The organism is Psychrobacter sp. CX5 (genome assembly GCF_057621535.2).
Genome location: NZ_CM177735.1, coordinates 1,858,820 through 1,873,436, shown reverse-complemented (window position 1 = coordinate 1,873,436; position 14,617 = coordinate 1,858,820). Strand labels below are relative to the sequence as shown.

Annotated in this window: 14 protein-coding genes; 10 read left to right on the top strand and 4 right to left on the bottom strand. The window is 38.2% G+C overall.

Translation table 11 applies throughout. The features are described from left to right. Window positions 1-518 precede the first annotated feature (518 nt). Window positions 519-3,491, top strand: coding sequence for an excinuclease ABC subunit UvrA (uvrA, locus tag AC21OG_RS07315; protein ID WP_487378229.1), 2,973 nt, complete (start codon window positions 519-521; stop codon window positions 3,489-3,491). A 1,230-nt stretch (window positions 3,492-4,721) separates the two neighbouring features. Further along, window positions 4,722-6,152 carry a lipase family protein gene (locus tag AC21OG_RS07310; RefSeq protein ID WP_487378230.1) on the top strand — a complete coding sequence of 477 codons (1,431 nt, stop codon included), beginning with the start codon at window positions 4,722-4,724 and terminating at the stop codon, window positions 6,150-6,152. Window positions 6,153-6,276: 124 nt separating this feature from the next. Here the strand turns inward: AC21OG_RS07310 and AC21OG_RS07305 are convergent, their stop codons facing one another. The 3 genes from AC21OG_RS07305 to AC21OG_RS07295 all read right to left on the bottom strand — a co-directional run bounded on the left by AC21OG_RS07305 (window position 6,277) and on the right by AC21OG_RS07295 (window position 7,149). Then, on the bottom strand, window positions 6,277-6,525 hold the full coding sequence (locus AC21OG_RS07305; RefSeq protein ID WP_487378232.1) for an REP-associated tyrosine transposase: 249 nt from the start codon (window positions 6,523-6,525) through the stop codon (window positions 6,277-6,279). Between the two features lie 129 nt (window positions 6,526-6,654). Then, window positions 6,655-6,957: an REP-associated tyrosine transposase gene (locus tag AC21OG_RS07300; protein ID WP_487378233.1), complete on the bottom strand. Its 303-nt coding sequence runs from the start codon at window positions 6,955-6,957 to the stop codon at window positions 6,655-6,657. Between the two features lie 6 nt (window positions 6,958-6,963). Continuing rightward, a complete protein-coding gene (locus AC21OG_RS07295; RefSeq protein WP_487378235.1) occupies window positions 6,964-7,149 on the bottom strand; it encodes a transposase in 186 nt (61 codons plus the stop codon). Between the two features lie 144 nt (window positions 7,150-7,293). Between AC21OG_RS07295 and AC21OG_RS07290 the strand changes: the two genes are divergently transcribed. The 3 genes from AC21OG_RS07290 to AC21OG_RS07280 all read left to right on the top strand — a co-directional run bounded on the left by AC21OG_RS07290 (window position 7,294) and on the right by AC21OG_RS07280 (window position 8,944). Further along, window positions 7,294-7,704, top strand: a complete 411-nt coding sequence (locus tag AC21OG_RS07290; protein WP_487378236.1) for a hypothetical protein — start codon at window positions 7,294-7,296, stop codon at window positions 7,702-7,704. A gap of 42 nt (window positions 7,705-7,746) precedes the next feature. Next, window positions 7,747-7,992, top strand: coding sequence for a hypothetical protein (locus AC21OG_RS07285; protein WP_486547017.1), 246 nt, complete (start codon window positions 7,747-7,749; stop codon window positions 7,990-7,992). 241 nt (window positions 7,993-8,233) lie between these two features. After that, the gene (locus AC21OG_RS07280) at window positions 8,234-8,944 is read left to right on the top strand and encodes a hypothetical protein (RefSeq protein WP_487378237.1); all 711 of its coding nucleotides are present in this window, start codon (window positions 8,234-8,236) and stop codon (window positions 8,942-8,944) included. A gap of 48 nt (window positions 8,945-8,992) precedes the next feature. On the opposite strand, the gene AC21OG_RS07275 is transcribed toward AC21OG_RS07280, so the two are convergent. Next, entirely contained in the window at window positions 8,993-9,505 is a 513-nt protein-coding gene (locus AC21OG_RS07275; protein ID WP_486547019.1) for an SMI1/KNR4 family protein, read from the bottom strand. Window positions 9,506-9,952: 447 nt separating this feature from the next. Here AC21OG_RS07275 and AC21OG_RS07270 point away from each other — a divergent pair, with 447 nt between their 5' ends. From AC21OG_RS07270 to AC21OG_RS07250, 5 genes are all read left to right on the top strand, one after another. Further along, window positions 9,953-10,693, top strand: coding sequence for a hypothetical protein (locus AC21OG_RS07270; RefSeq protein ID WP_487378238.1), 741 nt, complete (start codon window positions 9,953-9,955; stop codon window positions 10,691-10,693). Between the two features lie 158 nt (window positions 10,694-10,851). Next, on the top strand, window positions 10,852-11,436 hold the full coding sequence (locus AC21OG_RS07265) for a Panacea domain-containing protein (RefSeq protein ID WP_487378239.1): 585 nt from the start codon (window positions 10,852-10,854) through the stop codon (window positions 11,434-11,436). Window positions 11,437-11,442: 6 nt separating this feature from the next. Then, entirely contained in the window at window positions 11,443-11,817 is a 375-nt protein-coding gene (locus AC21OG_RS07260) for a hypothetical protein (RefSeq protein ID WP_487378240.1), read from the top strand. Between the two features lie 682 nt (window positions 11,818-12,499). After that, window positions 12,500-13,513 (top strand): DUF368 domain-containing protein, encoded by a 1,014-nt coding sequence (locus tag AC21OG_RS07255; protein ID WP_487378241.1) that lies wholly within the window; start codon window positions 12,500-12,502, stop codon window positions 13,511-13,513. Window positions 13,514-13,824: 311 nt separating this feature from the next. Then, on the top strand, window positions 13,825-14,424 hold the full coding sequence (locus tag AC21OG_RS07250) for a hypothetical protein (protein WP_486547024.1): 600 nt from the start codon (window positions 13,825-13,827) through the stop codon (window positions 14,422-14,424). Window positions 14,425-14,617: the final 193 nt, after the last annotated feature.

Here is a 14,617-nt window from a genome sequence, read left to right as displayed (position 1 = left end):
TGATTGCTTTAAGCTCAGTACTTGAATTATGGGGATAACAGACCCATAAATAGTCTTACGCATTGACACATTTATTAAACCGACTACTTATACAACTGATATATATTTGAGCGCCTAAATCGGCTATTCTACTCCAATTACTCTATTTTATTTATGGGTTGTCTATTTTAGTGCTCGTTTAATTTAGAGCATATCTAATTGAGTCATGGCTAACTTAACAACTCATTTATTGTCTGACCTTATGGATTATTAAATATCGAACTTAAATGCAGACCCCTTAAGTATGAACAACAACAAGTAATCAGCGCTAGATAATAAAACTCATACTGCTATCTTGAATAATTTTACTGTTCTAGGACAGACCCTAATAATATTAAACGACTCAATCAACTTCATTTATATCTTAAAATAGCTTAATTATTTTTTAAGCCTTATATTTTACAACTACCTTATTAACCTATTTTTATTACCACCATTTAATTACATTTATTACCATCATTTCATGACAAAGGCTCTATATGGCACACGAACATATTAAAATTCGCGGCGCACGTACTCACAATTTAAAAAACATCAATATTGACATTCCACGTGATAAGTTTGTGGTAATCACTGGACTTTCTGGTTCCGGTAAGTCCTCTCTTGCATTTGACACCCTCTATGCAGAAGGTCAACGCCGCTATGTGGAAAGCTTATCAGCGTATGCCCGTCAGTTTTTATCGCAAATGGACAAGCCTGAAGTCGATAGCATCGAAGGCTTATCACCTGCGATTGCCATTGAGCAAAAGTCGACCAACCACAACCCCCGCTCAACGGTCGGTACCATCACCGAGATTTACGACTATCTGCGTTTATTATACGCCCGAGTGGGCACACCTTATTGTCCAGTACATGACCTACCGATGGTGGCACAAACCATCACCGAAATGGTCGATGACATCATGGCGTTGCCTGAAGACACTAAGCTGATGATATTAGCGCCTGTGGTACGTGACCGCAAAGGGGAACATATCGTACTGCTTGAGCAGCTAGTGGGACAAGGTTTTGTGCGCGTGCGGGTCGATGGCAATGTCTATGATATGGATGAGCTGCCTGCCCTTGAGAAAAATAAAAAACATACGATTGAGGTGGTGGTTGACCGCTTCAAAGTGCGTGATGACTTAGGCAACCGTGTTGCCGAGAGCTTAGAGACCGCACTACGCCTTGGTGGTGACTTAGCGATTTTGCACTATATGGACGGCAACCCAAACCCAGACGCGTCCAATCAAGATAGCGACGACCAAGTATTATCCGCCAAGCACTCTTGCCCAATTTGTGACCGTGCGGTATCAGAGCTTGAGCCTCGCCTATTTAGTTTTAACAATCCTTACGGCGCTTGCCCTGCCTGTGACGGCCTTGGCAAACGTCAATATTTTGCGGCTGAAAAGCTGGTGACCAATCCTGAGAAATCTTTAAATCAAGGGGCGATCAATGGTTGGGACAGACGCCATGCCTATTACTTTGGTTTACTTAATACCGTAGCCAAGCACTTTGATATCGACATGGACATACCATGGCAAGAGATTTCAAAAGAACACCGAGACATCATCTTAAACGGCTCAGGTAAAGAGAAGATCCAATTTAACTTTACCGATGAGCGTGGTCGTAAAACCAAAAAAACCACCCCTTTTGAAGGGGTATTGCCCTACCTTGAGCGCCGCTATGCAAAGACGCAAAGTAACTTTGTGCGTGATGAATTGGCAAAATATTTAGCCGATACCACCTGTAACGTCTGTGATGGCGCCCGCCTCAATGAGATAGCTCGTAACGTGCGAGTGGACGGTCGCGGTATTGCTGACATTGTGCAACTGTCTATTGGCGATGCGGCAAACTACTATAGCGATTTGCACATGGGCGGCGCTAAAGGAGAGGTCAGTGACAAGATTTTCAAAGAGATTAACGAGCGTCTGAATTTCTTAGTCAGTGTCGGGCTTGATTACCTAAACCTTGCGCGCTCTGCTGAAACCCTGTCAGGCGGTGAAGCTCAACGTATCCGACTTGCTAGCCAAATCGGTGCAGGCTTGATGGGCGTCATGTATGTGCTTGATGAGCCCTCTATCGGTCTGCATCAACGGGATAACGACCGTCTGCTACAGACCCTTGTGCGTCTACGTGATCTTGGCAATACCGTGTTGGTCGTTGAGCACGATGAAGATGCCATTCGCCAAGCCGATCATGTGATTGATATCGGTGTCGGTGCTGGCGTACATGGCGGTCATGTCATCGCTGAGGGCACCATGCAAGACATTATGGACGTCGATGAGTCATTAACCGGTCAATACTTGTCAGGTAAAAAGAAAATCGATATCCCTAAAACCCGTCATAAAGCCAAAACCATCGATCTCAATAATCCGCCTGAAAAAGCACGTATTATGCCAATGGGTAAAGCCAAAGCGGCGGCGGCTAAAAAAGCGGCTAAGAATGCAAAACCCAAGCCCAAAAAGATAGTGCCAATGCAGATTGAGCTAAAAGGCGCCTCAGGTAACAACTTGCAAGATGTGGATCTCACCATTCCTATCGGCACCTTTACCTGTATTACCGGTGTATCAGGCTCAGGTAAATCGACCTTGATTAACCGTACCCTGATGCCGTTGGCGGCCACCCAATTAAACAATGCATCGACCTTAGTGCCTGATAAATATGACAGCATCACTGGGCTTGAGTATCTCGATAAAATGGTCGATATTGACCAGAGTCCAATTGGGCGTACACCCCGCTCTAACCCAGCGACCTATACGGGCGTGTTCACCCCCATTCGTGATTTGTTCTCGCAAACCCAAGAGGCCAAAGCTCGAGGTTATAAAGCCGGTCGCTTTAGCTTCAATGTCAAAGGCGGTCGCTGTGAGACCTGTCAGGGCGATGGCCTAATTAAAGTTGAAATGCACTTCTTACCGGATATGTACGTGCCCTGTGACAGCTGTCATGGCAAGCGTTATAACCGTGAGACGCTTGAGATTCATTACAAAGGTAAGAGCATCGCTGAAGTATTGGACATGACGGTGGAAGATGCGACGGAATTCTTCTCAGCCATTCCGCCGATTCATCGTCGCTTGCAAGCGTTAATGGATGTGGGATTAAGCTATATCCGTTTGGGTCAGTCTGCCCCGACCTTATCGGGTGGTGAAGCGCAACGTGTTAAGCTGGCGCGTGAGCTTGCCAAACGCGATACCGGGCAAACGCTCTATATCTTGGATGAGCCAACCACTGGTTTGCATTTCCACGATATTTATAAGCTGCTGAATATTCTGCATGCACTGCGCGACAAGGGTAATACCATTATTGTCATTGAGCATAACCTAGACGTCATTAAGACTGCCGACTGGATTGTCGACTTAGGTCCTGAAGGCGGCAAGAATGGTGGCATGATTATCGCGGAAGGCACGCCTGAGGAAGTTGCTGAAAATAAAGACTCGTTTACAGGAGCGTTTTTGAAGCCGATGCTTGCGGGTTAATCACCCAAGCTCATTGATAGGTATTGATATAGAGGCTATTCACAATGAATAGCCTTTTTTTTTCGTTGGGATTGTGGGTTTTATGAACAGATATCATATGTAGGGTGTCGCCATGCGCACAAACAAAACGAGCTAGAAATATATCAAACTGTAAAATATCTTAAGACTTAACGATATTAAAAAATAAAGTTGGAGCTATTCCCTGAGAATCGTTAAAAAATGAACTGCAAATTTAGCTTCGCAAGGAAAAACCCTTTAAATAAGATTTTTTTAGAAGCTTCTATCTGCCAGTTTAGGCGAGGCAGTGACTAAGACTTGAGTCGTTCCTGTTATCTCGATACCGTCTCAAAGCCAAGACACCATTACTCACCCACCCTGTCAGGATATTCGTTTCAATCGGGGTTAAACCAATTTTCGTGATTAAATTCAAAGTAGTAATCAAATAGATATATCAAAACAAATATGCTTTTTATATAAGAAAAAATAAAAATTTAAGAGTTAATTATTTTCCTTAAACTTATTAGTATTAGGGCGTGTGGAACATTCGACCATGGCACTGGCGGCGACTATTTTTTAGTCAATATGCAGTGAAATTTTTGACGCTTAGTCATTCTAAGTTAGACAATTTCGCAATATATTGGCAAAAAAGAGTCCCGCTCCTGAGAACGGATTAAGCAAAGCACTGCTTTGCCCGTTCGCAAGGGAGAGCTGTGCTCGAGTGAGGCTGATGCTAAAATCTCCCCAGACGTTGTTGCAAACCTAGTCTAGGTCTAGACATTAACTACGGTTTACGCCTAGTCTGAAACAATTTTAGCTATCAGCAGTGCTAATTTGCGAATGTTCCACACGCCCTAATGTAACTTTTATAAAAGTTCATTTTTGCTTTAGGTTTTTAGAAAATTTCCATGCCCTTGAATATCATTGTTATAAAAGCTACTATTTCTTTAATGGTATTTTATTCTTAAATAATATTTGGGGTCTAAATGAGTAATATTTGGATTATATTTAATGTATGAATTGTATTGTCATGCTGACTACTTCATATATAAAAGTAAAGTAGTCAATAAATTTTTATCTAATACTGTAAGGTACTATTTACGTATACCTCGTATAAATTTTATTAAAGATAATGAATCCGATACAGTTGTAGTATTTTTACATGGAATTCTTAGTAATCCAGAGTCAGCATTCAAGCTCAATAGAGCTGATGGTTTTTTCTGGGATCTTTTAATGGACGATCCTGTCTTTAAAGAAATTGATTTCGTATCCTTTTCATATAGCCAACTTAACCCAGCAAAGTTCTTATTAAAAAATGAATCTATAATAAATGACCTTGTAAAACTTTCTCATGAGTTGAATGGCTATATCTCTCAATATAAAAATGTTCTGTTTATAGCTCATAGTCAAGGAGGACTATTAGCAAAAGCTTATGCGTCAACGTATTATAGAAAACAAGGTATTCATTTATTAACTTTACACACTCCTCATAAGAACAAAAGCTTTACCGTAATGCGTTTTAATGGAAAAGAAATTTGGGATAAAGAAGTGTGTTACCAAGTTCCTCATATTTTCTGTGGAAGTATAAATGATAATAAGCTGGTAGATCCTCATAATGCCTTTTGTACTGGACATGATAGATACTATTTGTCAAAAGATAAAAGCAAATGTAGTCTAGGGCATTCTCACTTGAATACTGACCCTGACAATGAGCTTATAAAAATGTATCTAGAAGATATTTTTCATTTTAAAAATTCTGGATTATCTAAAGTATTTTGTAATACTGCTCAAATTTTGCATGGTAGTTCTTCAGCTAATTTAGTCATCGAAGTCAATTATTCTAGAACAAAATTCAAATTAGATGCAAACAACACGATCGCCAAAAAAACTCAAATTTTGAATAATCCATGGACAAATATAATAGAACGAAGAGAATCTTTTGAAGAAAATTTAATTAAGAAGTCAGATAAACAGAAATATAATATTCTAATTAATTCTGTGGGTTGCTCAGTAAACTTTCTTACTAAGTACCTTACTTCCTATTTTTCTAATAATGCAAAAATCATTTTAAAAAATATTGACTCTGGTGGGGAATCTAAAAATGCAAGTAATGATCATATGTGTGAATGGGTTTTTAAAGAAAAGTATTCGAAATTAAATCCCTATAAAGACCTACCTTTCGATGTGTCTGATTTCAAGAAAGGAACATTGATTGAGGATCATGAATTCCTAATTTTTTTTATAGAATTACTTGAAGAAAAAGGATTTTCCCTAAGAGCTACATATGCTGAAGGTACTTATAAAGAACTATTATTAAAGTATTATCTAGAATCCTCACGGGAATATAGAAAAAAGATAGTTTTAGAAATCTATGAACAGTGTTTCGATAAACCCACCATTGGCTTAATTATTTTCGAAGAGTATATAGTTAGTATTATAGATTCTATAAATAAACTACCAGAACGAAAAAATCAGTATTGCAGAATTTATAAAATTATAAAAATGAAGTTTGAGGAGTCTGATAATAATATAAAGACTAATATCAAATCAATTGAAATTATCATTTCAAAACTAATGCGCAGCGATGGAGACATTTATTGGCTCGACAAATATTGGAAGCAAATTTTTGATTATAATTGTATTCAAAACGCAATTCGAAAATAATGAAAAGCCCGAACATTAGCAGTTGGGTCTCGTACCTCGACGCCAACCTACAAACCCTTATCAAATTTGTGCACGATCCGTAAGTTGGGTGGAGTTTACGACACCCAACAAATGAATCAAAATATCAAACCAATCCATTCCAATCAATATCAACTGAACCATCATTAAAATACCGATGAAACGATGGATATTGCCAATCTTTAACCTGTGCCACATAACCGTGCTTAACGGGGTTCATATGAATATACTCAACATGAGCACGATAATCCGTATCATCGCGAATGCAATGTTCCCAAAACCGACGTTGCCAAATACCCCGCTCTCCCTTAATCTCATAGGTTAGGAGAAGTTTACGACACCCAACACCAAGCAATTTAATTCAACTAATAATATGTTGGGTCTCGTACCTCGACGCCAACCTACAAACCCTTATCAAATTTGTGTGCGATCCGTAGGTTGGGTGGAGTTTGCGACACCCAACAAATGAATCAAAATATAAAACCTATCCACCCCAATTTATATCAACTAAACCATCCTTAACGTACCGATGAAACGATGAATATTGCCAATCTTTAACCTGTGCCACATAACCGTGCTTAACGGGGTTCATATGAATATACTCAACATGAGCGCGATAATCCGTATCGTCACGAATGCAATGTTCCCAAAACCTACGTTGCCAAATACCCCGCTCTCCCTTGCGTAATCGACTTTTTGAAATATGCTCGGTCTTTTTAATATGGTACGAAAAATAATACTTAATCAATTTAATACGCTTAGAGAAACCTTCATCGTCTGGTGGCATCGTACATTACAGATGTACATGGTCAGGCAAAATAACAACGGCATCAATATAAAAAGGATGTTTTTGCCTAACGGTTTGAAAAGCTTGGCGCAATATATCGATATGAGCTATTAACAAGTCGCTAGTCCTATCTTGCAATACAATCGTAAAAAAGTAAGTCGCACCTTGTTGATAGTGTCGCCGATATTGCATAATGACTTATAAATAATGAACGTCATTGGATTGTAGATGAGAGTATTGAGCATAGCAAATATAACGTTATAGATATTAAATGTTGGGTCTCGTACCTCGACACCAACCTGCCTGATACATATATGAGAAATCTACAAGGTTGACGTGGCGCTTGAAAAATTCATATTTTCTAAATTTAATATAGAGGTTAACATGGGCCCTGATAGAAGTGATGGCACTATAATTGAGATTGATAACACTTTAGCAAAAGCTTATATTCAAGACAGTTATGAAGATACAATTTTTGAAGCTGACTTGCCTAAATATAACGGTGAAATTCAGTTATCGGTTGGCACTAAAGTAGAGTACTTTAAACTTTATTATTCACAGCCTACTGCTCATTTATTAGGTACGTCTAAAGAATTCGAACAAAACTATTCTAATATTCATTCTAAGAATGTACAGTTTACACCTAATACATTTAAACAGATAGTTTATGAAGGAAGATTTAGATACTGCTTTTATATCGGATGTATTTTATTAGGAATGATTATCGGACTCTTTGATTGGTTTTAACGATAATCCAGTCTGTATATAATTTTATACTAGGATAGTTTAATGCAAAACCAACAGATAAATAGCTGTAGAATATGTGGTTATAGCAATGATGAGTTTATGCCTTGGAGTAATGATGGTAAATATCCAATGTTTGAAATTTGTCCTTGCTGCGGTATAGAATCTGGATACGAAGATATTTCATCAGACTCAATAGACTATAATAGACAGAAATGGATAACATCGCAAAAATATAAGTCAGATATGAAATATAAAATACAGCTTGAAAAAATACTGACGCAGACATAATTGTACGGTGCACTCTTACCAATCAGAAGAACTCACCACCTCCCTATCTTAAATAAACTCTCATCTAATATCCCGAGCCTGAAACCTCAACTACCTGCTGGATATTGTTCTCAATTTGATTAGACTCTGATTCAAACTAGTGAAAATGTCAGGGTTAACGCTCATGTATACATTACTGCCTCCTTTTTAAGTGATACTTTTGTTATATTAGCCTTAGATTTCAACTAAAAAAGTAATAAAAATGAGTATACACGTACTACAAACGATGCAATGGTCAAAGCTTAATTGGGATGCCTCTTGGCAACCTATTATTGATGTTGAGATACTACTGCCTTGTACGGGTATACACTATAAAGTTACCTTTGAGCCTAACGAAGAAGATAACGTAAAAGAAGGTTTGAGTTATATTTTATGGCGCCCACCTCATTCAGAACTAAACGGGTGGGCAGATAAAAGACCATCAGAAATTCTTCAATCCCATATAATACAAGGTCAGTTAACTCATGTTAAGACAGACTACTTTACCCGTAAATCGACGGCTATTTTCGAAGTCTGTCAAACTAATAACTTAATTAATTTTTTCGAACGCCTGCCTTTAGAGCCTCACTATGCCAACTTGTGCTCTTCTACTGAGTACAATAAATTGCTAAATGACTGGACACAACTGGATGTTATAAAAAAAGCCGTTATTAAAGATTATATTTACTTAAATGGACAGTATGGAGAAACTACGCTCGAGGCTATATTATCCTATCTAGACAATCGCTTATGCCTGCACTATGAAGCCATATTGCATCATGCAGCATCTTATACGACAAATATCACTAAATATATGCTTAGCCCTGTAGAGCACCTTCATTTTGAAAAATTAATAGCTAAGGCTTATGAAATACACGACAACTCCTTAGATCAACTTGAACCTAATCAAGTTTTTGGCGCAGAATATTGGTAAGAATGGATTGATTAAAGCCTACTTCATGTGACAATAAGGCTTAAAACATTACAACCTATCTAGATAATCCCAAGTCGAATAGTCAAAATCCTTCATCTTACTTAATAAGTCCTGCAGCCATTCTGCTAAAGAATCGAAGATAACTTTTACATCTTCATCCCAGCCATCTTGAATAACTATTTGACCAAAATTCTCTTTTGAAATATCAATGCAGGTAGCATCACCCGACCCATTATCAGTAAATGGAACCCAAATCTTCCTCCATCTTTGTTCTTCAATGTCTCCATAATCAAGTTGCCCACTTAACTCCTCATACCATTCAATAATCTCTTCTATAGGCATCAAAATCTCATGCGTTTCAATATGGAAGGCTACATAAGGAGACCGTTTTTGTCCGTTATGCCACCTATAGAAAGTTTTAAACGCTTCAGGTAGCTTAGAACCTATGACGGCTTCTAGCGCTTCAAAATTAGACTCTGTCGCTGGCGGGTTAAGCGTTTTAATGAATTGCGGTATTTTTTCTTCTATCACAGTCTCTATTTGTTTAAGTGTTTGTTGCATAGCTTTTTCCTCATAAATTAAATGTAGCTTTGAAACTAAGAAGCTGCATCTTGATAATTTAACACTTCAAACTGATTTAACAACCTGTAAGCAATACGCAAGGCGTAGTAATTAAGGTAAGTATTAAAACAGGCTTCAAAAAGGTATGACGAAAATTAGGATGTAGCATTTTATATTTTCCTTTATCAAGGATAAGAAAGCAAAAATTAGGTTTGTGCAATTAATCTTATAGCCTTTTGTTAAAAAAAATACTACCCCTGCTCTTATTCTATTCAAACAATTGTAATAGTTAGTTAACCCCTAAAGACTATCCCCTACGTTTAAAACCTATCTTAAATACTTTCCAAAATAAGACCAGCTTAAAATAATGAAATAGAGACAACATTATTAAATAAATGTTAAGGTTGAATTAAACACCTACATAGAACAATGAGAAAAGACCCAACCATGACCAACACAATTCACAAACAAAGGCTTAAACTCGTTACAAAAAGCGTAGCATTAACACTAATTGGAATAATTAACATCAATGCGCCCAGCCATGCAAACTCAAATAACACCTACTTGTCATCAAGTTCTGACAAAGATAGACCCTCACTAGCTGACGTTTACTCACCTGAGATGTTAGCTGCCTATAAGGGTTTTCAAGCAGATGCAGACATTATTCGGCTTCAACAGCTTAAATATTGGGTTAATTTAATTGAAACCTATCACGATAAGACAGGACACTACCCTCTACAAACCTCTGATAATCAGACCACAACAGTCTTTATCGCCACACCTAGACAAAAACAATATACCTATCAAATACCTGGATCTGAATATGTCGATATAAAGCAATTCGTCGATGACTTAGAATCAGGCCTTGGGTACAGTATTGAAGAGCGTTATGACCCGCAGTACGCACCAGATGCTAAACCCAACTACTATATTTATATGCTTGATAGGGGCGATTATTTCTTTGCCATTCACACCCATCAAGATTATTCATTTAGTCGACCAGTAGCAACCGACTATAATAAGGTTGAGGTTTCTAATCATTATTCTCGATATACACCCAAAATCTTGACCTCAAGTATGTTGTTTGAATCAACAGCGTATCAAAAGGCTGCCACTAAGCCCATCCAGAACCCTGAATTTTTTAAAAATCGAGAAGCTCTAACTTTGCACGCAACTAAATCTGAATAGTAACTAGGTTGGGTGGAGTTTACGACACCTAACAAATATAATTTTTTCAAACAGTTATCATTGACAAACTGCGTTTAGCCAAAACTTACAATAGGAGCATCTTTCTTTGATATAATTAAGCTCAGATAACGACATTCACTATAATTGAAGGAGGCATAATGAAAACAGCATATCAAATTGCACTGTTCTTTTTACATCATGCCTACAATGGTGAAAAGGACCAAATATCTAATCTTAAATTGCAAAAACTACTTTATTATGCGCAAGGTTACACTTTAGCGCTTTTAGATAAACCTTTATTTGCTGAGACTATTCAATGCTGGACACATGGTCCTGTGGTTAAAAGCGTCTATCATCAGTTTAAAATCTTTGGCAAAAATCCAATAAAGCCTACTGAAGATTTTGATTTAAGTATTTTTAATGATTATGAAATTGCAATATTAACTCGTGTCGCAAATGAATATGGTCAATACTCTGCTTTGAAATTACGTGATATGACCCATAATGAGGCACCATGGCGTCATGCTTATGATACTCAGATGACGGTAATACCCAATATAGAGATTCAACAATATTTTAAGAAGCAGTTATCTACCTCAAACCCAACCAGCTCGATAATTAGCGATGACCTTCATGCCTATCATTATGACGTCAATGCCATGCAAGAATCCATCGATAGTGGCTCAATACCAGTACCAACCTTTGATACAGGTGAAGATTTCATAGCTTGGTTAAACGCATAAAGTATTATGCAAGTAAACCTATCCCCTACGTTTAAAACCTATCTTAAAAACTTTCCAAAATCAGACCAGCTAAAAATAGCCAGCTTTATCAGCCATGTAAAAAAACATGGCTTACATTCGTTAGAAGGCAGAAATAAATCATCAGATAATGTCCCTACTGACGATCCACAATGGATTTATAAAGTTAAGCAAGCTCAAAAATATAACCTTTGGCACTATCACATCGGTATCCCAACTTATTCTGGAGTTTTTGGCGATAAGACCAGTGAGTATGTCTTACATTACATGCTAGATACTGATAGTGACTGTATCACCCTTGTTTATATGTCACCACATCCTCCATTTGAATTGCCTAACGAAAAATACTTAGTACGAGATTAACGAGAAAGATTTGACCCGCCAATAAACCGACCACCAAAATATTTGATGTTATCAATTTCAGTGGCAGTCAGGCAGGCTTTGCCAGGTTGGTGTTAGCGAAGCGTAACCCACCAAAAAGATTTAGTAATGCTCTCATAATAATAGCCAAAACTTAAGACGTGGGTTTCGCTTCGCTACACCGCACGCTACATATTCTGCATTCTATAGTGTACGTTGAATTATAGAATGATTGATTTTCTTACCGTAATACATAAAAAGCTAGATTACGTTTTTTCTAAACGGCTTTGTGGTTTGAAAATCTTCACTCCCCTTACCTAGATGTTGAAAAAGTGAATGCAAAGGTAAGAACCCTTTAAATAAAACATGCTTTGCCCATTCACACGATATCTGCTTTTGTGCGAGGGTGAGAGCGGTTTAAACAAAGCACTGCTTTGTCCGCTCGCAAGACAAAGGCTATGCCTGCGTGAAGCCGAGCTAACTCATTAAAGAATAATTGCCTATGAAACGCATATTTCTAAGCCTTTAAAGCACTCAAATCTTGAGGCCATGCTTTCTATCTTTTGCTGTTGTCTCTTGATAATTTTTATCTATTTTCATATATTTTTCGCAAAGACTATTTGCCGTAATCCCTGCCTGCCTGATAAGATGACGACCTTTAAACCAGAACTTGAAAGGAATGTCGATGACGGCATCACACTCACCTCGGTCCCCTCAAAAAGAAGCGGTCTCGCAATCGCGACAGTCCAACATAAAACACGACCTCCCTGAGCATCAAAATGACAGTCCGAAACAGTTGTTGGGCGTCTATTTTAAAGGTATGGCAATGGGCTCAGCCGATATTGTGCCAGGGGTATCAGGCGGTACCATAGCGCTTATCGCAGGTATTTATGAACGCTTAATCAATGCGCTCGGAAGCATTGGGCCAAGCTTATGGCACGTGTATCGTGAGCAGGGCGGGATTAAGGGGTTGCTTGCTGTCTGGCGCGCAGTCGATGCGACGTTTTTATTGTGTTTGCTATTGGGTATCGCAACGAGCTTTATTACCTTGGCAGGTACGATTAAGCACCTTTTAGACACTCAGCCATTATTTATCTGGTCATTTTTCTTCGGATTAGTCATCGCCACTGTGGTGATACTATTAAAAGAGATTAAGCACTGGAATGTGACACGAGGTGCACTCTTTGTCCTCGGCATCATTGTGGCAGTTGGTATAAGCAGTATGCCATTAATGACAACAGATCCAAGCTTGCCTTATATTTTTTTCGCCGGCGCAATTGCCATATGTGCGATGATATTGCCTGGTATTTCGGGGTCGTTTATTCTGTTATTGCTAGGCGTCTATCAGGCTGTCCTTGAGGCAGTACATACTTTCAATCTTAGCGTCATCGTGACGTTAATGGCAGGTATGATAACGGGGCTATTGTTGTTTACCCGTGCACTCAAGTGGCTTTTGTCTCGCTATTATCAAGGGACTCTGGCACTGTTAACGGGTTTTATTGCTGGCTCATTGGTGAAGGTCTGGCCGTGGAAGGTGGATGCGTTGGGGACATTAAGTAGCGAGGCGATTCACAACGTGGCGCCGTGGCACTATCCAGCTGGTGCGCAGTGGGTAGTGACGTTGGGCTTAATGGTGCTTGGAGCGGTGATGGTGTCTGCGTTGTCTTGGTGGGGATTGAAAAGTAAGGGGACTAAATAGACGGGTGCGGTTTGGCTTGCTATTTGAATTGCTATTTGAATTGCTATTTGAATTGCTATTTGAATTGCTATTTGAATAGATACTTAAATGGCTGCACAGCCGACAGCGAATGATAAATGAGTTATTTCTTTTGATATTTTTCTTTACCAGTCTCTAAGAAGAGTTTATATGCCATTCAACCTGCTTATTTATAAACCATAACCTTCAATATTATCTAATTACTATTTAAAGACTTATTAGCTGTTTTTATGAGTTTCTGTTAGGCTTGATTTAACCCTTATAAATCTGTTTAACGTGACTCAGAGTCTGACATGCTTACCAAATTACTAACGATAAAACACTGGCAACTTTTTTTGATGATTTTTGTCATACCGACGCTATGTCAGATTTGCGCCTTTAGCATGATATTCTCAGCGCAAAATGTCAACGACGATTTATCAAAGTCTCTTTTTAACGCTATATTGGTGAGTATTCTAAGTACCTCTTTAATATCGCATATGATTTATATGATGTGGATATGGGCAATAGCGACCAAAATTCATCGAAAACTCCCTTTATATCTTCATCTCGATTTGGTTAAATTTAAATTAACTGCCATCATAACCATTATACTATTCTGCTTACTCCTATCTATCATGGCCATGCTGTTTGCTACTATTTATGGATATCCCTTGTATGATGGTATATTCAATATAATACCCGTGATATTCGTGGTTGAATGGTTGATGCTGTTTTCGATCATTTATGTGTTCTACTTTACAGGTAAAATCATTACATTGGCGGAAATGAAAACTGAGGTCGGACTAAAGAGCTATATTGGGAATAGTATTCTGTTAGGATTATTTCCTATTGGCGTTTGGATACTTCAGCCTAAGCTCAATAAACTAATGCAAAGTCCAGACTTAGGCTAATTGTAGCCTCAATTTTTCGACGGTTATTTTCAGTTTTTTTTGTTCTTTTTTTTCAAGCGCTTAGGTTCATTTGATTGCCTGAAACTCATCTGGTTTGGAATAGGTTTTTTAAAACCAGATACCTTTGAAGACGGATGATCAAATAGACCCTAATATTGGGGTTTTTTAATATTCTTTATACTAGTACTCTAAT